Origin of the sequence: Silvimonas terrae (assembly GCF_014202765.1) — a bacterium.
GTDB lineage: Bacteria > Pseudomonadota > Gammaproteobacteria > Burkholderiales > Chitinibacteraceae > Silvimonas > Silvimonas terrae.
Genome location: NZ_JACHHN010000005.1, coordinates 195,998 through 220,374 on the forward strand (window position 1 = coordinate 195,998; position 24,377 = coordinate 220,374).

The 24,377-nt window shown below is 60.0% G+C and carries 26 protein-coding genes and 1 tRNA gene; 9 read left to right on the forward strand and 18 right to left on the reverse strand.

Annotation, left to right across the window (positions count from 1 at the left end):
- Positions 1 to 11 precede the first annotated feature (11 nt).
- The 5 genes from HNQ50_RS22370 (at position 12) to HNQ50_RS13730 (ending at position 6,196) form a co-directional block, all read left to right on the forward strand.
- On the forward strand, positions 12 to 590 hold the full coding sequence (locus HNQ50_RS22370; protein ID WP_184101673.1) for a sugar O-acetyltransferase: 579 nt from the start codon (positions 12 to 14) through the stop codon (positions 588 to 590).
- An 895-nt stretch (positions 591 to 1,485) separates the two neighbouring features.
- On the forward strand, positions 1,486 to 3,261 hold the full coding sequence (gene msbA / locus HNQ50_RS13715; RefSeq protein WP_184101675.1) for a lipid A export permease/ATP-binding protein MsbA: 1,776 nt from the start codon (positions 1,486 to 1,488) through the stop codon (positions 3,259 to 3,261).
- A gap of 33 nt (positions 3,262 to 3,294) precedes the next feature.
- The gene (metX, locus tag HNQ50_RS13720; protein WP_184101677.1) at positions 3,295 to 4,434 is read left to right on the forward strand and encodes a homoserine O-succinyltransferase MetX; all 1,140 of its coding nucleotides are present in this window, start codon (positions 3,295 to 3,297) and stop codon (positions 4,432 to 4,434) included.
- The gene (gene metW / locus HNQ50_RS13725; RefSeq protein WP_184101679.1) at positions 4,431 to 5,024 is read left to right on the forward strand and encodes a methionine biosynthesis protein MetW; all 594 of its coding nucleotides are present in this window, start codon (positions 4,431 to 4,433) and stop codon (positions 5,022 to 5,024) included. The genes metX and metW overlap by 4 nt, the downstream gene beginning before the upstream one ends.
- A gap of 179 nt (positions 5,025 to 5,203) precedes the next feature.
- Positions 5,204 to 6,196 (forward strand): Gfo/Idh/MocA family protein, encoded by a 993-nt coding sequence (locus HNQ50_RS13730; protein ID WP_184101680.1) that lies wholly within the window; start codon positions 5,204 to 5,206, stop codon positions 6,194 to 6,196.
- On the opposite strand, the gene HNQ50_RS13735 is transcribed toward HNQ50_RS13730, so the two are convergent.
- The 4 genes from HNQ50_RS13735 to gloA all read right to left on the reverse strand — a co-directional run bounded on the left by HNQ50_RS13735 (position 6,180) and on the right by gloA (position 11,776).
- Positions 6,180 to 6,968 (reverse strand): inositol monophosphatase family protein, encoded by a 789-nt coding sequence (locus HNQ50_RS13735; RefSeq protein WP_505965933.1) that lies wholly within the window; start codon positions 6,966 to 6,968, stop codon positions 6,180 to 6,182. The genes HNQ50_RS13730 and HNQ50_RS13735 overlap by 17 nt on opposite strands.
- Before the next feature lie 202 nt (positions 6,969 to 7,170).
- Positions 7,171 to 9,558 (reverse strand): phosphoketolase family protein, encoded by a 2,388-nt coding sequence (locus HNQ50_RS13740; RefSeq protein ID WP_308419162.1) that lies wholly within the window; start codon positions 9,556 to 9,558, stop codon positions 7,171 to 7,173.
- Between the two features lie 346 nt (positions 9,559 to 9,904).
- Positions 9,905 to 11,308, reverse strand: a complete 1,404-nt coding sequence (locus HNQ50_RS13745; protein WP_184101681.1) for a sodium:proton antiporter — start codon at positions 11,306 to 11,308, stop codon at positions 9,905 to 9,907.
- A gap of 81 nt (positions 11,309 to 11,389) precedes the next feature.
- Positions 11,390 to 11,776, reverse strand: a complete 387-nt coding sequence (gene gloA / locus HNQ50_RS13750; RefSeq protein WP_184101682.1) for a lactoylglutathione lyase — start codon at positions 11,774 to 11,776, stop codon at positions 11,390 to 11,392.
- Between the two features lie 146 nt (positions 11,777 to 11,922).
- Between gloA and HNQ50_RS13755 the strand changes: the two genes are divergently transcribed.
- Both HNQ50_RS13755 and HNQ50_RS13760 read left to right on the forward strand, forming a co-directional pair.
- Positions 11,923 to 12,864 carry a sugar kinase gene (locus HNQ50_RS13755; protein ID WP_184101683.1) on the forward strand — a complete coding sequence of 314 codons (942 nt, stop codon included), beginning with the start codon at positions 11,923 to 11,925 and terminating at the stop codon, positions 12,862 to 12,864.
- A 59-nt stretch (positions 12,865 to 12,923) separates the two neighbouring features.
- Positions 12,924 to 12,999, forward strand: a tRNA-Lys gene (locus HNQ50_RS13760).
- A 14-nt stretch (positions 13,000 to 13,013) separates the two neighbouring features.
- Here HNQ50_RS13760 and HNQ50_RS13765 read toward each other — a convergent pair.
- Genes HNQ50_RS13765 through HNQ50_RS13780 form a run of 5 tightly spaced genes read right to left on the reverse strand, consistent with a single transcriptional unit; the run spans position 13,014 to position 16,666 of the window.
- Positions 13,014 to 14,063 (reverse strand): tyrosine-type recombinase/integrase, encoded by a 1,050-nt coding sequence (locus HNQ50_RS13765; RefSeq protein WP_373282236.1) that lies wholly within the window; start codon positions 14,061 to 14,063, stop codon positions 13,014 to 13,016.
- Positions 13,946 to 14,269 carry a helix-turn-helix domain-containing protein gene (locus tag HNQ50_RS22550; RefSeq protein WP_373282235.1) on the reverse strand — a complete coding sequence of 108 codons (324 nt, stop codon included), beginning with the start codon at positions 14,267 to 14,269 and terminating at the stop codon, positions 13,946 to 13,948. The genes HNQ50_RS13765 and HNQ50_RS22550 overlap by 118 nt, the downstream gene beginning before the upstream one ends.
- Before the next feature lie 5 nt (positions 14,270 to 14,274).
- Positions 14,275 to 14,451: a hypothetical protein gene (locus HNQ50_RS13770; protein WP_184101685.1), complete on the reverse strand. Its 177-nt coding sequence runs from the start codon at positions 14,449 to 14,451 to the stop codon at positions 14,275 to 14,277.
- Positions 14,448 to 14,681 (reverse strand): hypothetical protein, encoded by a 234-nt coding sequence (locus HNQ50_RS13775; RefSeq protein WP_184101686.1) that lies wholly within the window; start codon positions 14,679 to 14,681, stop codon positions 14,448 to 14,450. The genes HNQ50_RS13770 and HNQ50_RS13775 overlap by 4 nt, the downstream gene beginning before the upstream one ends.
- 26 nt (positions 14,682 to 14,707) lie before the next feature.
- The gene (locus HNQ50_RS13780; protein WP_184101687.1) at positions 14,708 to 16,666 is read right to left on the reverse strand and encodes a replication endonuclease; all 1,959 of its coding nucleotides are present in this window, start codon (positions 16,664 to 16,666) and stop codon (positions 14,708 to 14,710) included.
- Positions 16,667 to 16,768: 102 nt separating this feature from the next.
- Between HNQ50_RS13780 and HNQ50_RS13785 the strand changes: the two genes are divergently transcribed.
- Entirely contained in the window at positions 16,769 to 17,305 is a 537-nt protein-coding gene (locus HNQ50_RS13785) for a phage baseplate assembly protein V (protein WP_184101689.1), read from the forward strand.
- Here HNQ50_RS13785 and HNQ50_RS13790 read toward each other — a convergent pair.
- The 3 genes from HNQ50_RS13790 to HNQ50_RS13800 are packed head-to-tail and all read right to left on the reverse strand — an operon-like array spanning position 17,237 to position 18,336.
- A complete protein-coding gene (locus HNQ50_RS13790) occupies positions 17,237 to 17,665 on the reverse strand; it encodes a phage virion morphogenesis protein (RefSeq protein ID WP_221303177.1) in 429 nt (142 codons plus the stop codon). The genes HNQ50_RS13785 and HNQ50_RS13790 overlap by 69 nt on opposite strands.
- Positions 17,658 to 18,104 (reverse strand): phage tail protein, encoded by a 447-nt coding sequence (locus HNQ50_RS13795; protein WP_184101691.1) that lies wholly within the window; start codon positions 18,102 to 18,104, stop codon positions 17,658 to 17,660. The genes HNQ50_RS13790 and HNQ50_RS13795 overlap by 8 nt, the downstream gene beginning before the upstream one ends.
- The gene (locus HNQ50_RS13800; RefSeq protein WP_184101693.1) at positions 18,088 to 18,336 is read right to left on the reverse strand and encodes a hypothetical protein; all 249 of its coding nucleotides are present in this window, start codon (positions 18,334 to 18,336) and stop codon (positions 18,088 to 18,090) included. Before HNQ50_RS13800 ends, HNQ50_RS13795 begins: the two co-directional genes overlap by 17 nt.
- A gap of 46 nt (positions 18,337 to 18,382) precedes the next feature.
- Here HNQ50_RS13800 and HNQ50_RS13805 point away from each other — a divergent pair, with 46 nt between their 5' ends.
- Positions 18,383 to 18,724: a GNAT family N-acetyltransferase gene (locus HNQ50_RS13805; RefSeq protein WP_184101695.1), complete on the forward strand. Its 342-nt coding sequence runs from the start codon at positions 18,383 to 18,385 to the stop codon at positions 18,722 to 18,724.
- Between the two features lie 214 nt (positions 18,725 to 18,938).
- On the opposite strand, the gene HNQ50_RS13810 is transcribed toward HNQ50_RS13805, so the two are convergent.
- The 6 genes from HNQ50_RS13810 to HNQ50_RS13835 form a co-directional block, all read right to left on the reverse strand.
- Entirely contained in the window at positions 18,939 to 19,262 is a 324-nt protein-coding gene (locus tag HNQ50_RS13810; RefSeq protein WP_184101697.1) for a hypothetical protein, read from the reverse strand.
- A 1,053-nt stretch (positions 19,263 to 20,315) separates the two neighbouring features.
- On the reverse strand, positions 20,316 to 21,404 hold the full coding sequence (gene moaC / locus HNQ50_RS22595; RefSeq protein WP_221303178.1) for a cyclic pyranopterin monophosphate synthase MoaC: 1,089 nt from the start codon (positions 21,402 to 21,404) through the stop codon (positions 20,316 to 20,318).
- Entirely contained in the window at positions 21,394 to 21,861 is a 468-nt protein-coding gene (locus HNQ50_RS13820; RefSeq protein WP_221303179.1) for a molybdenum cofactor biosynthesis protein MoaE, read from the reverse strand. The genes moaC and HNQ50_RS13820 overlap by 11 nt, the downstream gene beginning before the upstream one ends.
- Positions 21,862 to 21,877: 16 nt before the next feature.
- Complete coding sequence (moaD, locus tag HNQ50_RS13825; RefSeq protein WP_184101699.1) at positions 21,878 to 22,138, reverse strand: molybdopterin converting factor subunit 1; 261 nt, start codon at positions 22,136 to 22,138, stop codon at positions 21,878 to 21,880.
- Between the two features lie 5 nt (positions 22,139 to 22,143).
- Positions 22,144 to 23,346, reverse strand: a complete 1,203-nt coding sequence (locus HNQ50_RS13830; protein WP_184101701.1) for a molybdopterin molybdotransferase MoeA — start codon at positions 23,344 to 23,346, stop codon at positions 22,144 to 22,146.
- A gap of 180 nt (positions 23,347 to 23,526) precedes the next feature.
- On the reverse strand, positions 23,527 to 24,258 hold the full coding sequence (locus tag HNQ50_RS13835; RefSeq protein ID WP_184101703.1) for a peptidylprolyl isomerase: 732 nt from the start codon (positions 24,256 to 24,258) through the stop codon (positions 23,527 to 23,529).
- Between the last annotated feature and the right edge of the window lie 119 nt (positions 24,259 to 24,377).

The following is a 24,377-nucleotide window of genomic DNA, read 5'->3' on the forward strand; positions in this document are numbered from 1 at the left end:
GGGGCGGGATCATGGCCAAAACATCGGTGCAATATCAGTTTGCAGACATCGGGCAGAACCGGGAAAACTGGCAAGCCGCGCGCGAACGCCTGCAACGTTTCAACGATCCTGCCACCTCTGATGCTGACCGTGCCGCGTTATTGCCGTTGCTGTTTGGCCAGGCCGAAGGCGCCAGCGTCACCCCACCGTTATTTGTTGCCGCCGGCCACAACGTACACCTGGGCAAGAAAGTGTTCGTCAACCTGGGCCTGACCATTTCTGGCAGCGCCCCGGTGATCATTGGCGACTACACCCTGATCGCGCCCTGGGTGCAAATCCACAGCACCACGCACCCCGTAGACCCGTGGGAACGCCAACAAGTGGCGTTCACAGCCAAACCGGTGACCATTGGCGAAAATGTCTGGATCGGCGCGGGCGCCATTATTTGTCCTGGTGTGACGATAGGCGATCACGCCGTGATTGGCGCGGGGTCTGTGGTCACGCAAGACGTGCCCCGCTGCACGCTGGTGGCGGGTAACCCGGCCAGTGTGGTGAGGGCGCTGGATGAGCCGGATATGGCGACGATTTATCTGAAGCGGCAGGAAGGGTAAGGGGCGCAGCAAAACAGGAAAGCGTTGTTAGCGCCTGCGGCGCGGGTTTTTTACATGTCGGGGGTAGCCCGATAGCCAGGCACTTTCTTTTGGGTCGCCAAAAGAAAGTGCCCAAAGAAAAGGCGACCCCTGCGACTGCGCCCGCTGCGCGGGTTCCCTGTGCTTCTCGCGAAGTCCGGCTGGCTCCAGCCCCGCTTCTACTGTCATCCGATGGGATGATCAACTTTGTGGGGGTACCCCCAAGGGGCAGGAACTCGCTTCGCTCAAACACCCTTACGCCGAAACCCCGGACTTCGCTGCGATGCTCGGCGCAGTCAAGGGGACAACGGCCAAACCCGCTGGGCGCTAGCAGCCATGGTTTTCGTTGTTGCAGTTGGGGTTGTTTTTGACTTTCCTCCCCCATTAAAGCCCAGCGCCGAAGAAGGGAGGGAGACCTTAGGCTCCCGACTGACTGAGGGCAGCCCGGAGGGCCGCCAGGCTGGGGTCGCCTTTCTTTGGTTACTTTCTTTGGGGCCGCCGAGGTGGCGAAGCAAAGAAAGTGACGTGGGCCCGGCACCCCGGGTATCAAACGCTTTTCACACCTGTGCCGTCAGGCGCTAACACTCAAACGCCACCATGGTGGATTGTCGCTCTCGCTCCGAATCCACCCTACGAACTGCAACAACATTATCCAGGCCAGTCTCCCCGGATTCTCGCTGCCGCTTCATCCGGGCTACATCGTGGCATCTGCCAATGCCGCTACTGGATTCCGGCTCAAGGCCGCAGTGACGACCTGGTTTGCAAATCGCCACGGTAAGTCGCGCCTAACGCGAATACCGCGCCAACGGCGCGTTTTACCCCCCGCTAATCCCCACCCCGTTTATAATCAGCGTTTTGCGCCAGACAAGCCACCTGCATGAGCAATCGCACCACCAGCCGTACCCTCTATTTCCGCATCCTGCAGCAGATCAAGCCCTACTGGGGCATGGTCGTGATGTCCATGGTGGGCCTTGCCGTTTCTGCTGGCGTCGACGCCGCCCTGACGCGCCTGTTGCAGCCGCTGGTGGACCATAACCTGCGCGCCGACTCGCTGGCTCGCCGGGATGCCTGGATTCTGCCGGCCATCATTCTGGGCATGGCCGTGCTGCGGCTGGTATCCAATTTCTCCAGCGACTACGCCAGCGCGTGGTTGTCCTCCCGGGTGATGCATGACCTGCGCGAAAGCATGTTCGCCCGCTTTATGCAGTTGCCGGTCAAGTTCTTCGACAAGTCTTCCGTCGGCGTACTGGTCTCCCGCGTGACGTATGACGTCAACCAGATCATGGAGGCCGGTGTACAGGTGCTGACCGTGCTGGTGCGAGACTCCATGCTGGCTGTGTTTCTGCTGGGCGTCATGCTGTATACCGACTGGAAGCTCACCCTGTTGTGCGTGATATTGCTGCCGGGCGTTGCGTTGTCGATCCGTATTGTGGGCAAGCGCCAGCGCAAGTTGTCGCGTGCAACCCAGTCTTCCATGGGGGAGATGACCAGCATTCTGGATGAGTCGATCTCCGGCCAGCGCATCGTCAAGGTGTTTGGCGGTGGCAAATACGAGATCGGCCGCTTTTTCACGGTGAACAACCGGGTGCGCTCGCTGGCGGTAAAGCGTGCGGCCACATCCAGTACCAACTCGGGCCTGATCATGTTTTTGATCGGGATCACGCTGGCGGCCATCATTTACTACGCCAGCCTGCGCGCGCAGGCCGGGGTGCTGACGGCGGGCTCGTTCGTGTCCTTCATGGTCGCCATGATGGCGTTGCAAACCCCGATCAAGAACATCACCAAGATCAACGAAAGCCTGCACCGTGGCCTTGCTGCCGCCGAGTCTGTGTTTGCCGTGCTGGATGAAGAACCCGAAACCGATGCCGGCGCGCAAGCGCTGGATCGGGCGCGGGGCGAACTTGATATTGAAGATCTGGTGTTCCAGTACAACGATGAAAATCGCCCGGCGCTCGATCACGTCTCGCTGACGGTGGCGCCGGGGGAATCCGTGGCGCTGGTGGGTAGTTCCGGCAGTGGCAAGACCACGCTGGCGAACCTGTTGCCGCGTTTTTACGACCCTACCAGTGGCAGTATCAAGCTCGATGGCGTAAAGCTGTCTGACTACAAGCTGCTGGATTTGCGCCGGCAATTTGCCATGGTCAGCCAGGACGTCGTGCTGTTTAACGACACCGTGGCCGCCAACATTGCCTACGGTGATGCCAATCCCTCGCGCGAGCGGGTGCTGGCTGCCGCCGAAGCCGCGTTTGCGCGGGATTTCGTGGAAGCCATGCCGGAAGGCTTTGACAGCATTCTGGGCGAAAACGGCGTGCGCCTGTCCGGCGGTCAGCGCCAGCGGCTGGCCATTGCCCGCGCCATTTACAAAGATGCCCCCATCCTGATCCTGGATGAAGCGACCAGCGCGCTGGATACCGAGTCCGAGCGCAAAGTGCAGGCCGCGCTGGAAAACCTGATGAAGAACCGCACCACCATCGTCATCGCACACCGGCTTTCCACCATCGAAAACGTCGACCGCATTGTGGTCATGCAGCACGGCAAGATCATTGAATCTGGCCACCATAGTGAGCTGATCACCAAGGGCGGCCAATACACGCACATGCACGCGGCGCAGTTTGCCGGCGATGAGTCTTCGCACTCGCCAGCGCAACCCTGAACGCCTTGCACAACACCAGCAACAGGACCGACCATGACCAACCCGTCAAGCGTAGGGATCGTCACCGCCCAGAAGGCCGTGTTCGATCAGCCCATCGCCTTGTCGAGCGGTGTGACCTTGCCGCGCTACGAGCTGATGTATGAAACCTACGGCACGCTCAACGAGAACCGCTCCAACGCCATCCTGATCTGCCACGCGCTGTCGGGCCACCACCATGTGGCCGGGCGTTACGAGGAAACGGACAAGAACCCAGGCTGGTGGGACAACATGATCGGGCCGGGCAAGCCCATCGATACCAACCGCTTCTTTGTCATTGGCCTGAACAACCTGGGTGGTTGTCATGGTTCGACCGGGCCGTCATCTATCGATCCGGAAACCGGCACGCCGTATGGTTCGCGGTTTCCGCTGGTGCTGGTGCGCGACTGGGTAGAAACCCAGGCACGCCTGGCCGACATGCTGGGCATTCACCAGTTTGCGGCGGTCATTGGCGGTAGCCTGGGCGGCATGCAGGCGCTGCGTTGGACCATCACCTACCCGCAGCGGGTGCGTCACGCGCTGGTGATTGCCTCTGCGCCCAAGCTCACGGCGCAGAATATTGCGTTTAATGACGTGGCCCGTCAGGCCATTCTGACCGATCCGGATTTTCATGGCGGCGACTTCTACGCCCACAACACCGTACCGCGCCGTGGCCTGCGCCTGGCGCGCATGCTGGGTCATATCACCTACCTGTCCGACGACGGCATGGGCGAGAAATTCGGCCGTCTGCTGCGCAGCGGCGAGTACCGCTACAGCTACGAGGTCGAGTTTGAGATCGAATCCTACCTGCGCTACCAGGGCGACAAGTTCTCGGACATGTTCGACGCCAACACCTATCTGTTGATGACCAAGGCGCTGGATTATTTTGATCCGGCCCGCCATTACGGTGGCAATCTGGCCGTGGCGCTGAAAGACGCGCTGGCCAAATTCCTGGTGATCTCCTTTACCAGCGACTGGCGCTTTGCGCCGGAACGCTCGCGCGAAATCGTCAAAGCCCTGCTGGATGCCAGAAAGCACGTCAGCTACGCCGAAATTGAATCGGCCCACGGCCACGATGCCTTCCTGATGGAAGACGCGCCGTATCACAACATCATGCGGGCCTATATGAACCGTGTGGCTGCGGAGGTGAGCGCATGAACAACCTGACTTTGCGCCCCGACCTGCGCAATGTGGCGGACTGGATTGACCCGAATGCCAGCGTACTCGATCTGGGTTGCGGCGATGGCTCTTTGCTCTCCTGGCTGTCCAGCCACAAGCGCGTGCAGGGCTATGGCGTGGAAATCGACGTTGATAGCGTCACCGCCTGCGTCGAGAAAAACGTCGACGTGATCCAGACCGATCTGGAAAGCGGCCTGGGCACGTTCGAGGACAACACGTTTGACTACGTGGTGCTGTCGCTGACCATTCAGGCCATGCACAACATCGAGAACATCCTTGTTGAGATGTTGCGTGTGGGCCGCACTGGCATCGTCACCTTCCCCAACTTTGGCTACTGGGAAAACCGCTGGCAACTGGCGCTGGGCCGCATGCCGGTGTCGGAAACCATCCCCTACCAGTGGTACAACACGCCCAATATTCACCTGTGCACCATCTATGACTTTGGCGTGCTGCTGAACAAGCTGGGCATGAAGGCCACCGGCCAGGTGGTGATGCATCAAGACCAGAAAGTCTTGTTCCTGCCCAATCTGCGCGGCAGCCTGGCGCTGATGCGCTTTGACAAAGCCTGATTGCCGGAATGGCGATGCGGACGGGCAAAAGGGTCGCTGAGGCGGCCCTTTTTCAGGTCTGGCCGCAACGTTATCCCGGCCAGATGTGATGTTTGTCGTCTGTCCAGTGTTTACCCGGTTCGCCCGTCACATCTCACGGGGTATCATGGCCCAATAAAATCCAGTCAACGGAATGTGCCATGTCCTCCCAAACCATACGCTTTGGCGTGATCGGAACCGGCGGGATTGCCCGTCGTTTTGCCGACGGCCTGCAATACGTACCTGATGCCAAACTGGTGCAGGTCTGGAATCACACCGCCGACAAGGCGGCTGCCTTTGCCAAAGACTTTGGCGCTACGGCGGCATCTTCACTCGAATCCCTGCTGGCCAGCGATATCGACGCCGTCTACATTGCCACCCCGCACAATAGCCATGCCCAGTATTGTCTGGCCGCACTCGCCGCTGGCAAGGCCGTGCTCTGTGAAAAACCTGCGGCGATCAGCCTGGGCGAACTGGAAGCGGTGCTGGCGCAAGCCGCCGTGAGCGACAAGCTCTTCATGGAGGCCATGAAGCCGCCGTTCTACCCGCTGTACCGCAAACTGCGGGAGACACTGCAGCAAGACCCGATCGGCCAGATCCGCTTTACCCGCGCCGGCTTTGCCATTCCCGATGCCCAATCCGGTGGCCGCCTGTATGACCCGGCGCTGGCCGGCGGCGGTTTGCTGGATATCGGCGTGTACGGCGTGTTTCTGGCCGTGGACTGGCTGGGCGCAGCGCAGAACGTACAAGTGCAGGGCACGGTGGAAGGCGGCGTGGATACCTTTGCCAGCATCAACAGCCGTCACCGCAACGGGTTCTCGCACGTGTATTGCGGTTTGGGCGTGGGTGGCGCGGGCGATGCCATGATCAGCGGCACCGGCGGCCACGTCGTCATTCACGAAAAATGGTGGCACCCGGAACGGGCCACCATTGTGTATGCCGATGGCCGCAAAGTGGAACTGCATGAACCCGCGGAAGGTGGCGGTCTGAACTATGAGGCTGCGCACTTTTGCGAACTACTGCGCGACGGCAAGCGCCAGAGCCCGATCATGTCGCACGAAACTTCACGCGGCATGATTCGCCTGCTGGATCATGCACGCGCTGACCTTGGCGTGGTTTACCCGTGCGAACGGGGCATTATCGGTTCGATCTGACCCAGTCGCGCCACGGGCCGAACAGGGCTGCGGTGCGTGCGGCAATGGCCGAGCGTGCCATCACCCGGTCGGCCCAGTAATCATCCAGATTGAGTGTGGCCAACTGGCAGCCGGCTTCTTCGGCAATCAGTGCGCCGGCGGCGTAATCCCACAGCTTTTGCGAGCCGTGCAACATGATGTCGACCCGGCCCGCCGCCAGGAAACACCAGTCTATGGTGGACGCGCCAAAGTTGCGCAGGCTGGCAAACGGCGCCACGGACACCACCCGGTTGGGCAGGCGACCGGTGAGGTGTTTGGTCTCGACAATGGCCACGCCATCGCCCGTCTGGATATCCGGCGCAATCAACGGCAAGGGCTCGCCATTGCACCAGGCGCCCTGGCCGGCCGCTGCGTAATAGCATTCATCCAGCACGGGCAGGTAAACCACCCCCAGTGCAGAACGGCCGTGGCGCATCAGCGCAATGGAAATGGCAAAGTACGGCAAGCCGTGAATAAAGTTTGTCGTGCCATCAATGGGGTCGACAATCCATAGGCCTTCCGGGTTGTCTTCCAGCAGCTTGAGCTGCTCTGCCGTGGTCATTTCTTCACCCAGCACCGGGCAATCCACGATCTGCGGCAGGGCCTGGACCAGCGCCGCCTGACTGGCCAGATCGGCCTCGGTAAACGTGCTGCCGTCCTGTTTGCGCCCGCTGGCTACTTTCAGAAAACGCGGCATGACCTCGCGCGCGGCAACGTCGCGGGCAAGGTCACAGATTCGGGTCAGCAGTTCCAGGTCAGACACAGGGCACTCCGGCTTGGGTGTGGCTCAGGGTTCGATTGTATGCGAGCTCTTGAGAATGTACTGTCGGAATTTGCCGCACCGCAATACTGGTTTTCCACGCAGGCTGCGTTTTGTCATGCTCATCACTGACAACGCCCAATAAAAAACGACCCGCCGGAGCGGGTCGTTTATGTGGCGAATCAAGCCTTGCGGCTTAGTATGGCCACTTCCAGTCGCGTACTTCCGGCATGTCATCGCCATGCTCATTGATGTAGTGCTTGTGTTCAATGAGCTTGTCTTCAAACTTCTGCCGCACATGCGCACCCTTCACTGCCAGCGCCGGTACGCGGTCGATCACATCAATCGCCAGCGAGTAACGGTCAACCTGATTCATGACCACCATGTCGAACGGGGTGGAGGTCGTGCCGTTTTCCACATAGCCGCGCACGTGCAGATTGTCGTGACCGTTGCGGCGATAGGTAATGCGGTGGATCAGCCACGGGTAACCGTGGAAGGCGAACACGATCGGCTTGTCGGTGGTGAAGACCGAATCGAACTCGTGATCATCCAGACCGTGCGGGTGCTCGATCTTGGGTTGCAGCGTCATCAAGTCGACCACGTTCACAAAGCGGATTTTCAGATCCGGGAAGTGTTGACGCAGCAAGTCGGTGGCAGCCAGCGCTTCCATGGTTGGCACATCACCCGAGCACGCCACCACGACATCCGGCTCAGCGCCTTGATCGTTGGATGCCCAGTCCCAGATGCCCACGCCCTTGGTGCAATGCTTGATCGCCTGATCCATGGTCAGGTATTGCAGTGCCGGTTGCTTGCCTGCTACCACCACGTTCACATAATGACGTGAACGCAGGCAGTGATCGGTCACCGACAGCAAGGTGTTGGCATCTGGCGGCAGGTACACGCGGATCACTTCAGACTTCTTGTTGACCACGTGATCCAGGAAGCCCGGATCCTGGTGCGAGAAACCATTGTGATCCTGGCGCCACACGTGGCTGGTCAACAGGTAGTTCAGCGACGGCACCTGTTTGCGCCAGTGGATGTCACGCGTGGTCTTCAACCACTTGGCGTGCTGGTTGAACATGGAGTCAATGACGTGGATGAACGCTTCGTAGCAGCTGAAGAAGCCGTGACGGCCCGTCAGCAGATACCCTTCCAGCCAGCCCTGACAAGTATGCTCAGAGAGGATTTCCATCACACGACCGTTCTGGGCCAGGAAGTCGTTGTTGGCGTCTTCCGGCTTGTAATCGGCCTGCCATTGCTTGCCAGTGACATCAAATACGTCTTGCCAGCGGTTGGATGCGGTTTCGTCCGGGCCAAAAATGCGGAAGTTCTGGGAATCCAGGTTTTCCTTCATCACATCGCGCAGGAACTTGCCCATCACGCGGGTGGCTTCTGCATTGGTCGTCGCCGGCTTTTTGACCTCGACCGCATATTTGCGGAAGTCCGGCATTTTCAGATCACGGGTGACCTGGCCGTGCACGTGCGGGTTGGCACCCATGCGCAGTTCACCCTTGGGGGCGAGTTCCTGCAGTTCCGGCTTGAGCGCGCCATCGTCAGTGAAGAGTTCCTTGGGCTTGTAGCTCTTGAGCCAGTCTTCCAGGTTCTTCACGTGTTCCGGCGTCATGTCGGAGAACGGGACCTGGTGGCTGCGCCAGTAATCCTCGACTTTCTTGCCATCAATGGTTTCCGGACCAGTCCAGCCCTTGGGGCTGCGCAGAATGATCATCGGCCATTTCGGGCGGGTCAGTGGTTTGCCGGCTTTTTGTTCCTTGAGCGCGTTTTTGCGGATCGCGGCCAGCTCATCGAGCACGGTATCGAGCGTGGCGGCAAAGCGCTGATGCATGTCGGCGTAGTCATGGACATCTTTGCCCACTTCGACAAAGTGCGGTGTGTAACCGTAGCCTTCAAACAGCTTTTGCAGTTCCTCGTGCGAAATGCGCGAGAGCAGCGTCGGGTTGGCGATCTTGTAGCCATTCAGATGCAAAATGGGTAATACAAAACCGTCATTGATCGGGTGCAGATACTTGTTGGAGTGCCAGCTGGTGGCCAGCGGGCCGGTTTCTGCTTCGCCGTCACCCACCACGCAAGCGATCATGAGGTCCGGATTATCAAACGCGGCGCCAAACGCATGCGACACCGAATAACCCAGTTCGCCGCCTTCGTGCATGGAGCCCGGGGTTTCCGGGGCGACGTGAGATGGAATACCACCCGGGAAAGAGAACTGTTTGAACAGGCGCTGGATGCCGTCAGTGGTCTGGCCGATGCTCGGATAGATTTCGCCGTAGGTGCCTTCCAGCCAGGTATTGGCCACCAGGCCTGGGCCACCGTGCCCCGGGCCGGCAATATACGCGACCGACAGATTGCGTTCCTTGATCACCCGGTTCAAATGCACATATACAAAATTCAGACCCGGTGTTGTACCCCAGTGCCCCAGCAGGCGCGGTTTGACGTGTTCGCGCTTGAGTGGTTTTTTCAACAGGGGGTTATCGAGCAAGTAGATCTGGCCAACTGACAGGTAGTTAGCGGCACGCCAGTATGCGTGCATCTTGTCGATGAGGTCCTTGGGAAGAGCTTTTTGAGCCACGGTTCACCTCGTTCTGGTTGTGATTGCAAAACTGGTCTGGCTAGCTGTCTTTGCGCTGCAAAGCTTTTGCCGGGTTGTATTCAGTTTATGCCGTTTACATGAACGGCCTCTGACATGGATCAATGCGCCAGACAAGCCGACGCCTGCTGTGACAAAGTTACTGGGTAACCTTAGGACAAACTTTGAGAAATAGAGAGAAAGTTGCCGGATAGGTTCCACCGACATTTCTCACAATGAAAAGAAAGTGCCGTGAAAATTATCATGGCATATTTTGAGAAATATGCTGGGCTGGTGCGCAAGGGATAAATGCGCGCTGCAGACCAGCCAGCCCGCAGCGCGCTGGCGCTCAGAAGTGGAAGAAAATCAGGGTGACCAGCAAGTACAACGGCAACAAAATGGCGCCGGACCACAGCATGTAACCAAAGAAACCCGGCATGGCCACACGGTTTTGTTCGGCAATGGCCTTGACCATGAAATTGGGCGCATTGCCAATATAAGTATTGGCGCCCATGAACACCGCGCCCATCGAGATCGCCAGCAGGGTCGATGCCATGGGGCCCATCATGTGCGCCGCATCGCCATGCGCCAGATTGAAGAACACCAGATAGGTCGGTGCGTTATCCAGAAAGCTCGACAGCAAGCCCGTCATCCAGAAATACATGCCATCGACAGGTTGGCCCAGTTCGTTGCTGACCAGGTTGACGAGGCTGGCCAGGTGGCCGTCTGGGCCGGCGCGCAAAATGGCAATGGCAGGGGCAATGGTGATGAAGATGGCGGCAAACAGCTTGGCGACTTCCAGAATCGGAAACCAGTTGAACTCATTGCCCGCGCGTATTTGTCTGGGCGTGAGCCACAGTGACACCAGACCCAGGCCCAGCAACAAGCCATCCCGCACCAGGCTTTGCAGCGCAACCGGCGTGCCGTAGATATCCAGCGTGACGCCGCTATCCCACAGGCCGGACATCAGCACCGCGCCGACCACACCCGCAATCAACACCATGTTCCAGGTGCCATACAATCTGACGGGTTTGGGTTTTTCTGTGATGACGGGCACCGGGTCGCGCCGCCAGAAATGCCGATCCAGAAAATAGAACACGGTCAGCAGCACTGCGCTGCAAAACGCGACAGAGGGCAGCATATGCGTCACCGTCCACATGAACGAGACGCCCTGCAAGAAACCGAGGAACAACGGCGGATCACCCAGCGGCGTTAGCCCGCCGCCAATATTGGCGACCAGAAAAATAAAGAACACCACCACATGCACGTTGTGCTGCCGGTGCGCATTGGCCTTGAGCAAGGGGCGGATCAACAACATGGCCGCACCCGTGGTCCCCATGACAGAAGCCAGCAGGGTACCCAGGGCCAGAATGCCGGTATTGAGTGCAGGCGAACCACGCAACGTACCCCAAACCAGAATCCCGCCCGAGATGGTGTACAGCGCAAACAGCAACAAGATAAACGGAATGTACTCGCCCACCAGCGCGTGCACCACGTTATGCAGCGCGGCGTCCGGGCCAAAGGCCAGGGCAAACGGGATCAGGAACAACGCCACCCAGAACGCCGCAATCTTGCCAAAATGGTCATGCCACAAGTGCGGCGCCAGCAGCGGAAACAGCGCGATCGACAGCAACATGCCGGCAAACGGGATGGTCCAGCCCAGCGACAAGCTGGCGCCATCAGGCTCTGCGCCCAGCGCAACGGCAGGTAACAACAGTAGCAATGGCAGTAGGCGTTTGCAAAGAAGGGGCATGGGCGCAGCGCTGGCTCAACAAGGGTTCGACAGTCAAAACAAACAAGGCCGGACAAATGCCCGGCCGGCAAGCGGGATCGGTCAGCTCTTTTGCTGGATAAACTCGATCTTGTAGCCATCCGGATCGGCGACAAACGCAATCACGGTGGTACCGTGCTTCATCGGGCCTGGTTCACGCGTGACCGTACCGCCCTTTTGACGAACTGCCTCACAGGTCGCAAAAATATCGTCGGTTTCGATCGCGATATGACCGTAACCGTTGCCCAGATCGTAGTGCTCGGTATCCCAGTTATGGGTCAGTTCAATCACGGCGGTATCGTGTTCATCACCGTAGCCCACAAACGCCAGGGTGAATTTGCCGTCCGGATAGTCGTGCTTGCGCAAAAGGCGCATGCCCAGCACTTCGGTATAAAAGGCAATGGATCGATCAAGGTTGCCGACGCGCAGCATGGTATGCAGCAAACGCATGGATAATGACTCCGTGTGTATCAGTGTAAAAACGCCCCCAGACAGGGCTTGCCCGGACGATATCAGGCCAGCGCTGACCGGGCCACGTAAATTGATAACCATTCACAATCTGGTCTGTGCCACTTCAATAAACAAGGAAGATGTCCATGAGTTCCCCGCAACGTGTCGCGCTAATTGGCGAATGCATGATTGAACTGCAAGAAGACGGCGCCGGATTGCTGCGCCGTACCTTTGGCGGCGATACCCTGAACACGGCGGTTTACCTCTCACGCCTGTTGCACGACAAGGCCGTGGACATCAACTACGTCACCGCCCTGGGCGATGACCCGCACAGTGAGGCCATGCTGGCCGCCTGGCAGGCGGAAGGGATCAAGACTGGCCTGGTACAGCAACTGCAGGGCCGCGTGCCCGGTTTGTATATGATCCAGGTCGATCCCTCCGGGGAGCGGCATTTCAGCTACTGGCGCGACACCAGTGCGGCCAAAGCGTATTTCGACGCCCAGGTCACCCCACTTGAAGCCGCCCTGAGTGATATTGATGTGCTTTATTTCAGTGGCATCAGTCTGGCGATCCTGCCCGAGGCCGGCAGAGAACGCCTGCTGCAAGCGGCCAGCACCTTGCGCGCAGCCGGTGGCAAGGTCATCTTCGACAATAACTACCGCCCCCGCCTGTGGCGCGACGCCGCAGAGGCCCGCCAGTGGTATGCCCGAGCATACGCCAGTTGCGACATCGCCCTGATCACGCTGGATGACGACATCGCCATGGCCGCCGGCGTCGTCACCACAGAACAAGCCCTTGCCACTGCGCTGGCGCTGCCTGTGCCAGAAGTCGTGGTTAAACAAGGCGGCAATGACACTGTCGTGCGCCTTGCCGGCCAACCACCGCAATCCATCCAACCCACCCGCGTAGAAAAAGTAGTCGATACCACTGCCGCTGGCGACTCATTCGGCGCGGGATACGTTGCCGCCCGCCTCACCGGCCATACCCCGGCCGAAGCCGCCGCAACCGGTAATACCCTGGCCGGCACCGTAATTCAGCACCGGGGTGCGATTATTGCTACACAGGCCATGCCCAACATCAAACTGTAAAAAACTGCGTCAAGGCGCTTGACAGGGTAGGGGTCCCTATATAATATTGCGGCCTCGTTGGGCTGTTAGCTCAGTTGGTAGAGCAGCGGACTCTTAATCCGTAGGTCGAGTGTTCGAGCCACTCACAGCCCACCAGCGAATTCAAGGACTTATGCGATTTTTCGTGTAAGTCCTTTTTCATTTTGTGCCGTAAACGTGCCGTTGTTTGTGCCGAGCAGATCGTCGAGTTTGCTTGCGTGGCTGTGCATGTGATCCGGCGCCAGGTGCGCATAGCGCCGTACCATCTCAGCCGATTCCCACCCTCCCATCTCTTGCAGTTCAGCCAATCCGGTGCCGTTCTGGATATGCCAGGACGCCCACGTATGGCGCAGATCGTGAAAACGAAAGTCCTTGATGCCCGCACGTAGCAGGGCAGACCGCCAAGCCGAATTGCTATCGATACGCATCGGCTTTCCCTCGAAAGTGAACACGAACTCGTCGTGCGCGCCCATGCATGCCTGAATCGCGTTAACTGCAGTCTGGTTGAGCGGTACACCGATTCCGCGCCCGGCCTTCGCTTCATCCGGGTGTACCCATGCTACGCGGCGGGCCATGTCGATCTGGCTCCAGCGCAGTTGCAGGATATTGTTTTTCCGCAGGCCGGTTGCCAGCGCAAACTGCACGATCACTTTCCAATGCGCGGGCAGTTCCTTGATCAACTGCTTGGCTTCCGCCGGGGTAAGCCAACGGATCCGGCGCGTTGTTTCCCGGTAAAGGCGGAACGCCGGCGCCGCATCCAGCCATTCCCATTCGCGGTGCGCCTTGCGAATGATCGAACGAACCAGCGCGATATAGCGATTGCGGGTGGCACCAGACATCGGCTTCCCGCGAGGCTGCATTTTCTCGAGGATATCCCGCACGACCGTATTATTAATTTGGTCGAGGGTGTAGCCCTTGAGGTGAGGGCGGATCCACTTGATGCGGCTGCGGTCATCGTCGAGGCTGCGCTTGTGCTCCATCTCCTGGATCCAGCGTAGAGCGGCTTCGTCAAAGCTACGCTTGGGTTTTTGCCCCAGGCGGGCTTCGCGCCACATTTCAGATCTCAACCGGTCGTGGAGTTCCTGCGCCTCGAGCTTGTCCGAGGTTTTAAGGCTCCTTCTAAGTCGCGTTCCATCTGGCCGCGCGATATCGCACCACCAAATCTCACCACGTTGTTTGATTGACATGAGGGTTTCTCCTTGGCCCCTCCTGCTGTCGCAGGGGCATTTTGCATTTTCTGAATCATCGCGACCAGATCACCGTCGAGGTAGATCACTCTTTTGCCAATCTTGGCGCGGGGTACGTCTTGTTCTTTTGCTATCCGCCTGAACGTGCTCACAGGCAGGCGGACGAAGGCGGCGGCTTCTTCTACGCTGAGTGGCTGCATATACCTCACCCAAACAAGTCAATTTGTTCCGGCTGGCGCGGTGGGTTGGCCAGCCCTTCGTATTTCATTGCCCATTGGCGCAATTGGTTGCGCCAGAGCACATGTGGGCTTGCATCGGCCGCCGTGTGGTAAACGGCGGCCATGTGCAGGTGCTCGTCACGTTCAGTGGCGAATGGTTTCATGCGTTGCCCTGGATCCGGGCGGCGGTCTGGTGGCGGCGGTTGTGCTCTTGCCAGTCCTGGGCGCATTCGGTTCCGCAGAACGTGGCGCCGGCGGGTGCCTGTTCTTCGCACCAGGGGCAGATACCGGAGGGCATCGGGGTTTCGCGTTTGGCGCCGGCGCGAATATTGGCCAGCGCGTGGTCGCGGAGGCGGGTTTCTAGTTCACTGGCTTGATCAATTTCACGGCTCATGGGTTTTTTCCTCTTTTGTGCGGTTTTCAGGCGTGCGTCGGCCGTGCCGGGGCCACGTCGGGCGCGTCGGCGTACATAAAGTCGATATCTGCCTGGGGTTTTGGCGGCCGCGGGTGCCAGCGGCCTGACTTGTCCCACTCGCCGGCATGCAAGGCGGTGGGTAAATGGGTGTTCCAGTCGGCTGTTTCTTCACCGATCTTGCGTTCCAGCTCTACAATTTCTGGCGACTGGTTACAGTTATTCACACGAGTCCAAGTGCTCGCGGCTGCGCCGCTGCGCTCAAATTCAAAACCTGGAACTTCAAAAACAACGGTGCTGGCCAGCTCTTGCAGACGCTTGGCTTCGCCATCACGGCGCCATTCCACTGACCACTCGTGCATGCGGGTCTGGATGCGCTCGATCACCTCGTTGGCTGGGCTGAACAGCGCCACGGCGTTGCGGACGAAAGTGGTTTCGCCGTATTTGTTGATTGGCTCGATCAGCTCACCGGTGCTCTTGTCTGCTTCACGCAGTGGCTCGAAGCCCACGCGATAACCACCCAGCAGGCCGTCGTAGAAGCGGGTGTATGCCGCCCAATCAGCGCGGTCAGCAGCGGCGTGCAGGTTGTGCAGCACCAGCTCGTCGCGGTTGTCTTCGGCCAGCAAGTCAGCCTTGCGCAGCTCACGCCAGACAGTGACCGGCGGAACACCGAACATCTGGAACTGGCGGATACGGTGGCAGCTCGCCCACTTCACGGCGCGCTGCGCGGCTGTGGCGCCAGACAGGCCGGTGTCGTGATCCACGTCGACAAAAGCGCCGTCGATGTTCTTGGCCAGATACTTGGCCACATAGCCCACGGCACTGCCCTTGCGCGGGTCGATCTTTTCGACGGTAAAGCGGTGCTTTGCAGCGCCTTTCTCTTCGCCATCCACCTCGAACGCCTTGCCCTGCAGGATGGCCAGCATGCGGTCGGCCTGGTGTGGGGCGACCCAGATCAGCATGTGCCAGTGCGGCGTGCCGTCGTGATGCGGCTCGGCCACGCGCACACCGGTGATCTGGATGCTGTTGGCTTTCTTCTTGAACAGGGCGCGCGCCTGCTTCCAGAGCGTGCACAGGTAGGTCTGGGTATCGCGTGGGCTGTACTGCTTGCGCACGAAACGCGGCTCGGCATTTGGCCCGAGGTCGACAGCGTCGTCGTCTCCCAGTGCATCTGCGGCGCAGGTATACGGCTTGCCGTACTTTGGTGAACTGGCGTGGTATTTACTAGGGGCGGTGATGGTGACGAAATAGCCAACCATGCCCAGCTCCTGCATGACTTCTTCCGTGCCACGGATCCGGACCATCAGCTCGGTACGCCGGATCTCCGGGTTGGCCACGGTACGGCGGCTCAGCTCGGCCAGCGTGTAGGTCTGGCCTTTCTCGTTCGTGGCCTCGGCCAGTTCGAGCGCGATGGCGGTTTTCTGGTCGCGGTGGGCGAGGCGTTTCAACGTGCCGTTGCTGACGTAGGGCGCACCACGGTCATTGACGCAGCCGAGGCGCACCAGATGTTGTTCTACGGCGCGGGTAATCAGCCGCTTGAGACGGCCGCGCCACCACTTCACATCGGCAAGGCGCTTTTGTGTCGTCTCAAACCATGCCGGCAGGTTCTTGGCCCTGATGCCTGCCAGCTCGGGGAGTACGCCGTGGCTCGCCGCTTTAGCCAGTGCTTCCAGGGCAAAGCGGGGGCGTTTGATCCATTGGGTGCCAACCAGTACCGGCACAGCCGCGCCGGATCCGGCCAGCGACAGGATCTGCGCGCACTCGTCCGCTGCCTTGCGTGCAAAGACGCCGATGTCATCGTCGTTCAGTTCAAGCGGCAGGGCCCCGGTCAGCTCCGGGACACGCGCCATGAAACCGCGCACAAACAGGTTTGCATCGCGCAAGGCAGTCGTTGCCGCCGACTTCCGGATCCGGCTCCATTTCTGGTGCAGCGGATTCCGCAGGTATGCCGGCAAGCCGCGCGTCATTGCATTCAGGTCAGCGTATTCACCGGCAGTTATAGCTTGTGCCAACGGACGGCACAACATGCGGCGCAACAAAGAGTTTGTTTTCTTGGGCAACCTCTCTGGATGCCCAACTCACCAGAAACCAATCGTCGCCTCGAGAGCCTGTTCCGCACCGGTCTGATCGCCGACGTGGATCTCAAAGCCAAGCCGCCAGTTTGCCGCGTACAAACCGGCGGCCTCGTCACCGACTGGTTGCAGTGGTTCACGCTCCGCGCCGGCAAAACACGTAAATGGTCACCCCCGACGGTTGGCGAGCAATGCGCAGTACTGTCTGCCAGTGGCGAAACCGGAGCCGGGCTGGTGCTGCTGGGCTTGTTTTCCGATGACATCCCCGCGCCGTCTAACGATGCCAACGTTGAACTGACCGTGTACCCCGACGGTGCCGTGATCAGTTACGACTATGCCGCCAGCGCTTTGTCCGCGACCGGCATCAAAACTGGACTGGTTCAGGCCAGCGACAAGGTAATCATGCCGAACTTCTGGCGGTTCACTATCAGGACTTTGGCGATGATGAGCCGCCAGAGGAAGAGCCTATCGAGCAGCCAGAAAATCCAGAATGACCCCTTCAATCCACTGCTGTTCCTCTCGGGAAAAACCTAAAACATGCCGGCTCGGTAATCTGTATTTCGGCATGCCTTCTTGGTGCTGGCTGGCGATCATGGCATCACGCCCGGTAAAGCCGACGCGTGCCTCGTTGGCGTCACTGTCCGCTTTCAGGTGGCGGGCGTTGCGCAGCTTCTGAAACATGCTTCTGCGAATCCTCCCCTTTTTCTTGCGGAGGGTGGCATTGCGTGGGGTGTAGGGTGAGCCGTCCGGGTTCTGTTGCTCCGCAATGCGTTGCACCTGGCTTTTGCGCAGTTGCATGGCGATCTGCCGCGTGAGCTGGCGACGCGCTACGGGCTGCATCTTCGCCAGTAGGTCTGCAGCCCACGGCACGAGCTGGTCGAGTTCGTCAGCCACTGCGCGGCTTCCCGAGCACAAGTTCCCAGCCGGTTTCTACGGGCGGTGGTTCTGGGAGATCTGCTGTCGTCCAATTTCCGTCAACCTGGCGGGCCAGAACGCTTTCAGTCACCGGCAACTTGATCGACACGTCGACCGTGTCGTTGCTGATGATGTCGGCCTCGAACTGGATCGCATCCTTGCGCTGATCGGGATTGGCCAGCAGCTCGGGTTGGTTGGTGGCCACCCAATCCACCACGGCCAGCATTGCGGCGTTCGGGTCGTCGGTGAAGTCGGTCAGGATCAGGTTGAGCGTGTAGCGCAGCTCAAACGAGCGGGCGGGTGTGCCGGTGGCGACCACGCGGCCGGCATCGGCAAACACCAGCAGTTTGTCGGGGTTGCGGTCGTAATCGGGAAACGCCTCAATCAGGCGTTTGCGCAGGCTATTGGGCTTCTGCATGGACGGCCTGCTGTTTGCGGATCCAGTCTTGCAGGCCGGTCAGTTGCTGCTCGGTTTCCCGGCACTGGCTGGCCTCGACGCTGTGCTGTGTTGCAATGTCTGAGAGGACAATTGCACTGGCGGCCGCATCAGCAGGTCCGGCGGATCCGGAAAGCTCACCACGGTTTGCACGGTTCCACACCCGGACAAAGCCAACATTAACGATGCAGGCAGCATCAGCGTTTTGATCCACATAGACAGGCACTTCCTTGATGATGGTCTGCCCGGCGTCGCGGATCGTGCGTACCCAATTGCAGCAAACGCAGGCGGAGATATGGGTTGCGCAATGGGCAGACGCGGGGGTGATTGGGGTATGTCACATTGCGGGCGTACGCAATCTGTCTACCGCTGGTTATGCAGAAATCATGGAGCTGGCCGTGCGGGCAGACTGGCAGGGCCGTGGCGCGGGCACGGCGTTGATCCATGCCGCCAAAGACTGGGCGCAGTGCAACGGTTTTCCCCGCTTGCGCCTGCGCTCTGGTGTGCACCGGCCAGAAGCGCATGGCTATTACGAGCGGCTGGGTTTCACCCGATCCCGTGCCAGCTACGCCTTTGAACAACATCTGCCTGGCGACCAATAACTAACAACCAACAACCAATACGCCACAAAAAATCCCGGGCCACCCTGGAGGTTTGACCCCGGTCGCGGCTTCATCCGGGCTACGGCGCTGGGTTTGCACCAAAGTACTGGTTGAGTGCGTTGGTCTGTTTGCGCAGCAGGCATAAAAAAATGGTCATGTTCTGGCATGACCATCCGGGAAATCCCCGCAGGCTGGAATGGCTTGATGAACTTGATTAACTTGGCAGGCCCAATCCGGCTTCAAACTCATCCATGTGCTGGAAAAAGGGCGCTAGCAGGCGCTTGATGGCCTCACAAGACAAGTGTTGGTCTGGCGCGCTGTCCAGGTGCTCAAGCAGCAGATCCACCGCCTGCGCGACATGCAGCAAATGCCGGTAGTACTGCAACACCATGAAATCTGTGGCGACGAAAAAACTGTGCAGTTCCAGCAAGTGGCTGACCATACCGGTCTGACCCTGTGCGCTGGCCTGTGCCAACAGCAAATTGAGCAGCACTTTGGCGCGGGTAAACCCTTCAAGCTCGTCAGATTGGGTCAGCATCCGTGGCCTCCACTCAAAGAGAAGGCAAGGCGGGGTGCACTGAAACGATTAGCGTAGACCTGCCGGAGATAGAAAAACGAGGGGCTGCAAAAGAACCTGCGCCTGGGTGGCGCGGGTGTGCCTTGAGGAGCATGCATGGGGACAGTTCCTGTAGTAGCGGTACTAACTTCCGCTCCCCCGTTTCCAAGCGAGGTGGCGGAACCGAACGGGGTTGGAAAACCGGCTACAGGACCCGGCAGACCTTGCGGTCTCCCCGCCCGGCCCGCCATAGATACAGGCATGCCAAGCGAACCAATGGACGCAAAAAAACCACAACATGTGTGATTGCGGCGATTGGCCTGTATACCGGGTTTCCATGCCCGGTCGCGCTATTGAACGCGACGCCGCCATACTGCCCGGCGAACCCGCCATGCCCCATCGGATCATTCCGATTTGAAGTTTGACCTGGCGCAAACACAGCCCGCATTTGACCATGCCATCCGCGCCTTACCCAAAGTAAATATGCCATCCGCCTTGAGCGCAGCCACCCGTAGCCCGGATGAAGCGAAGCGAGAATCCGGGGTCGCCGGCCTGACCAGGATCACCCTCTCTTTGCCAGGATCGCCACCCCGGATTCTCGCCTGCGGCTTCATCCGGGCTACGGGGTGTGGGGGTCGGAAGCACATGGTCGGAGCCGCTGCGTGGCCCGAATGAAGGCCCATCGGGGTCGGGAATCCGGTGTTGCTACCCAAAGTAAATATGCCATCCGCCTTGAGCGCAGCCACCCGTAGCCCGGATGAAGCGAAGCGAGAATCCGGGGTTGCCAGCCTGACCAGGATCACCCTCTCTTTGCCAGGATCGCTACCCCGGATTCCCGCCTGCGGCTTCATCCGGGCTACGGTGTGGTGTGGGGGGCGGAAGCACATGGTCGAAGCCGCTGCGTGGCCCGAATGAAGGCCCATCGGGGTCGGGAATCCGGGGTTGCCGGTCTGACCAGGATCACCCTCTCTTTGCCAGGATCGTCACCCCGGATTCTCGCCTGCGGCTTCATCCGGGCTACGAGGTCGGGTCGGCTTACTCCGCCATCCAATGCCCGGACTTGCCGCCTTTTTTCTCCAGCAATTTCACGTCCCCAATCACCATTCCTCTATCGACCGCTTTGCACATGTCGTAAATGGTGAGCAGGGCAATCTGCACAGCGGTGAGGGCTTCGATTTCCACGCCGGTGCGGCCGACAGTTTCGGCACTGGCTTCGCAGTGCACGCGGCTGGTGGCGTGGTCGATGCTGAAATCCACCGTCACGCGGGTGAGGGCGATGGCGTGGCACAGCGGTATCAGATCGGGCGTTTTCTTGGCGGCCATGATGCCGGCAATACGGGCAATGCCCAGCACGTCCCCTTTTTTGTGGGTGCCACCGGCAATCAGCGCCAGGGTCGCTGGTTGCATGCTGATGTGGCCACTGGCACGGGCAATGCGGTGAGTTTCATCTTTGGCACCGACACCAACCATGTGCGCCTGGCCGCTGGCATCAAAATGCGTCAGGCCGCCGTTGGCGCTGGGCTGAGGCGGGTTGCCATCACCCAGGCGGGCCGCAGCGGCGGCCAGTTCTTCCGGCGAGTTAAGGTTGGCAAACGGCGCATCAAAACTGACCCACACCGGCGAGAGCGTGTTGAGCCAGTCGCCCAGTTTGAATTGCTTGTGTTCAATGTGATCGACCAGCGAGGTCAGCACACTGCGGCGCAGCAGGCAGATTGCCGGGTGCGTCTGGCCGTCGGTGGTTTTGACGGCAGCGACCTGGGCATGGGGATGGTCATCCAGCGCGGTGGCCAGATCACGCAGCAGGTTGGGCGGCAATTCCGGTACGTCGCAGGGGACCACCAACAACGTGTTGGCGGGCGAGGCGAGCATGGCGGCATGGATGCCGGCCAGCGGCCCGGAAAACCCGGTGTAGACGTCATGCAGTACCGGGAAACCAAAGCGTGCGTAGTCGGCCAGGTTGCGGTTGGCAGAGACCATGATCTGCCCGATGGGGCGGGTTTGGCGGCTTAATGCTTCGGCCACCCAGGAGACCAGCGCGTTGCCGTTCAGCACCACCAGGCCTTTGTCTTGTCCGCCCATTCGCCGGCCTTCTCCACCGGCAAGGATCACCGCATCAATCGTCACCTGTTTGCTCCCAACGTTGGCGGGCCGCGTCGTCGCTGGCGCGCGCGTCAACCCAGTGGGCCCCTTGTTCACTGACTTCCTGTTTCCAGAAAGGGGCCTCGGTTTTCAGATAGTCCATGATAAATGCATTTGCATCGTACGCTGCAAGCCGGTGTGCGCTGGCGGTGATCACCAGCACAATTTGCTCGCCCGGTTGCAGTGTGCCCACACGGTGGATGATGCGTACCGCGTTCAATGACCAGCGCTGGCAGGCCTGGTCCGCAATGCGCGCCAGGGCTTTTTCGGTCATGCCGGGGTAGTGTTCCAGCCGCATGGCTTTGCCGCCGTGCCAGTCCCGCACCAGACCGGCAAAGGCAACAAGGGCGCCAGAACCCGGTACCGCCTGCGCGGCCAGGTATTCGGTGGCAAGGTCAAAGTCGGCTTCGCCCACGCGGATATGGATTTGTGGCTGGCTCATGGGGTGCCTCTTGGTCTTAGCCACCAGTGACAGGGGGGAACAACGCCACTTCGGCGTCATCCGGAATGGGCTCATCCAGCGGCACCAGGTCCTGGTTGATGGCCGCACGGAACGGGCGGGCGCCGCTGAACTGGGCATCCCACTCGCCGCCGCGCTGGCGTAACCAGGCGATCAGATCTCGCACGGTGTGGACTTCCGCCGGCACGTTGACGTGTTCACCTTCCAGCCCCAGCGCGTCCCGCAGGCGGGCAAAATATCTCAGTTCAAGTTGTTTCATGCAGTTTATCCCCGTAGTTCGTAGGGCAAGAACACCAGCTTGTCGCCCACATCGACGGCCTGGTTTTCCGGCACGATGGCCAGGCCGTCGGAGGCGGCAACGGAGGTCAGCACGCCAGAGCCCTGGTTGCCAAAGGGCTGCAACTGCCCATCCACAATGCGCACGCGCAGGAACTCGCGGCGCGTGCCGGCGCTGCGTTTGAATCCGGCCGGAATCAGAATTTGCGGTGGTAATTGGGCGTCGGTTTTGCCCTGACGGCGCGCCAGGAATGGCCGCACCAGTACAAAGAAGGTGACAAAGCTGGAGACCGGGTTGCCCGGCAGGCCAATGAAGTCGGCCTCTGTGCCATCCGCCCGCAGGAGGCGGCCCTGGGCAAAAGGTTTGCCGGGTTTGATGGCCATTTTCCACAGGTTTAGCGTGCCGAGTGCTGCCACGGCGGCTTTGACATGATCTTCTTCGCCAACCGATACACCGCCCGTGGTGATCACAATGTCGTTGTGGTTGGCGGCGGTTTGCAGGGCGGCCTGGGTGGCATCCAGGTGGTCTGCCACAATGCCGGCATCGGTCACCTCGCAACCGGCTTCGCGCAGCATGGCGGCCAGCAGGTAGCGGTTGCTGTTATAGATTTGCCCGGCGCCCAGTGGCTGGCCGGGCTCGACCAGCTCGCTGCCAGTACTCAGCAGCGCCACCCGCAACGGGCGCGTTACCGTGGCCGTAGCAATCCCGATCGAGGCCAGCAAGCCCAGTTGCGCGGCACCCAGCCGGGTACCCTGCGCCACCGCCACGCTGTGCTGGCGGATATCGTCACCACTGCGGCGGATGTTCTGGCCGTCAGCGAGCTTGCCGCTCACGCTGACCTTGTCCTCGTTCACGATGCAATCTTCCTGCATGGCTACGGCGTTGGTGCCCGGCGGGATGGGGGCGCCCGTGAAGATGCGTGCAGCTTCCCCCACATTCAGCGCCGCACCGGTTTCACCGGCCGCAATGCGCTGGGTCAGCGTAAAGGCGGCGGGCGGAGCGGCAAAGTCGGCCACGTTCAGTGCGTAGCCATCCATGGCGCTGTTATCGAACCCCGGCACGGCAATGGGCGAGACCACATCTGCAGCCAGGTAGTGCCCATGTGCGGCGGCAAGGGGCAAGGTGTGGGTGTCGGTCAGCGGGCGGGCCAGCGATAACAGCTGAGTCAGTGCCTGGTCTACAGAGAGCATGCGCGGGTCGGGTCATGTCGTTTGAATAGACCCATGATACGCGCGCGGCCACAGCGGAAAAAGGCAACCGTTGTGGGTATTGCAGGCCGCCCCGCACTGTGGCTGGCGGGCAGGCTGTGAAAAAAGAAAAACGCCGCAACCCGAAGGCGCGGCGTTTTTGGGCGCGAGATCAGCGGGTGATCAGGCAGCAGGCTTGAGTTCGTAGCCCTGAATGTCAGCGGCTTGCACCAGCGATTGCAGGTACTCGTGCATGGCACGGCGAGACTTGGTCTCGGTCAGGAACTCGCCCAGACGGTCTTTCACTTCGTCATAAGACACAGTGTCGCCGCTGGTTTTCTTGCCGGTACGGATGATGTGCAGACCAAACTGGGTTTCCACCAGTTGCGGCAGCAATTCGTTTTCGCCCATGCTGAATACGGCCTGGTCGAATTCCGGCACCATCTGGCCACGGCCAAACTGACCCAGCGCGCCGCCTTGCTTGCCGGACGGGCAGGCCGAGTGTTCACGGGCCAGTGCTTCAAACTTGAACGGCTGCGCTTTGAGTTCGTTCAGGATACCTTCGGCCTTGGCGCGCACCAGGGCGGCTTCGGTCGGGTTTTCAGCGGTGAACAGAATGTGGCTGGCTTCGGCTTGTTCGCCGCGCACAAACGCTTGCGGGTTTTCAGCGTAGAAGGCTTTGCATTCTTCTTCGGTGGCGTCGTCCGATTTGACTTCGTTTTGCAGCAGCGTGCCGATGGCTTCTTCCGGGTTGGAAGCATCCAGGCCCTTGGCCTTGGCCGCTTGCAGCAAGAGTTCGCGCAGAATCAGTTCCTGCACAGCGCCATCAACCGCGTGCGGTGCGTCGTCGTGGTGCGGCAGTTCTGCCTGGATCATGGCGTCGGTAATTTCTACGCCGTTGACGGTGATGGCCATTTCAAAATACTCCTGGGTCCAGAAAAGTTTGAGCCACCTCAAGGGGTGGCTGCCCGATCATTGTAGCCGCTGTGTGCGGCTTTCGCTTTGCAATTGGTGTCAATGGCACATGGCTGCAA

Bases quoted from the DNA above. Each gene is read 5' to 3' on its own strand.
- HNQ50_RS22370 (WP_184101673.1), top strand. From the start codon at position 12: ATGGCCAAAACATCGGTGCAATATCAGTTTGCAGACATCGGGCAGAAC.
- msbA (WP_184101675.1), top strand. From the start codon at position 1,486: ATGAGCAATCGCACCACCAGCCGTACCCTCTATTTCCGCATCCTGCAG.
- metX (WP_184101677.1), top strand. From the start codon at position 3,295: ATGACCAACCCGTCAAGCGTAGGGATCGTCACCGCCCAGAAGGCCGTG.
- metW (WP_184101679.1), top strand. From the start codon at position 4,431: ATGAACAACCTGACTTTGCGCCCCGACCTGCGCAATGTGGCGGACTGG.
- HNQ50_RS13730 (WP_184101680.1), top strand. From the start codon at position 5,204: ATGTCCTCCCAAACCATACGCTTTGGCGTGATCGGAACCGGCGGGATT.
- HNQ50_RS13745 (WP_184101681.1), bottom strand. From the start codon at position 11,308: ATGCCCCTTCTTTGCAAACGCCTACTGCCATTGCTACTGTTGTTACCT.
- gloA (WP_184101682.1), bottom strand. From the start codon at position 11,776: ATGCGTTTGCTGCATACCATGCTGCGCGTCGGCAACCTTGATCGATCC.
- HNQ50_RS13755 (WP_184101683.1), top strand. From the start codon at position 11,923: ATGAGTTCCCCGCAACGTGTCGCGCTAATTGGCGAATGCATGATTGAA.
- HNQ50_RS22550 (WP_373282235.1), bottom strand. From the start codon at position 14,269: ATGCAGCCACTCAGCGTAGAAGAAGCCGCCGCCTTCGTCCGCCTGCCT.
- HNQ50_RS13770 (WP_184101685.1), bottom strand. From the start codon at position 14,451: ATGAAACCATTCGCCACTGAACGTGACGAGCACCTGCACATGGCCGCC.
- HNQ50_RS13775 (WP_184101686.1), bottom strand. From the start codon at position 14,681: ATGAGCCGTGAAATTGATCAAGCCAGTGAACTAGAAACCCGCCTCCGC.
- HNQ50_RS13780 (WP_184101687.1), bottom strand. From the start codon at position 16,666: ATGACGCGCGGCTTGCCGGCATACCTGCGGAATCCGCTGCACCAGAAA.
- HNQ50_RS13785 (WP_184101689.1), top strand. From the start codon at position 16,769: ATGCCCAACTCACCAGAAACCAATCGTCGCCTCGAGAGCCTGTTCCGC.
- HNQ50_RS13795 (WP_184101691.1), bottom strand. From the start codon at position 18,104: ATGCAGAAGCCCAATAGCCTGCGCAAACGCCTGATTGAGGCGTTTCCC.
- HNQ50_RS13810 (WP_184101697.1), bottom strand. From the start codon at position 19,262: ATGCTGACCCAATCTGACGAGCTTGAAGGGTTTACCCGCGCCAAAGTG.
- HNQ50_RS13820 (WP_221303179.1), bottom strand. From the start codon at position 21,861: ATGAGCCAGCCACAAATCCATATCCGCGTGGGCGAAGCCGACTTTGAC.
- moaD (WP_184101699.1), bottom strand. From the start codon at position 22,138: ATGAAACAACTTGAACTGAGATATTTTGCCCGCCTGCGGGACGCGCTG.
- HNQ50_RS13830 (WP_184101701.1), bottom strand. From the start codon at position 23,346: ATGCTCTCTGTAGACCAGGCACTGACTCAGCTGTTATCGCTGGCCCGC.
- HNQ50_RS13835 (WP_184101703.1), bottom strand. From the start codon at position 24,258: ATGGCCATCACCGTCAACGGCGTAGAAATTACCGACGCCATGATCCAG.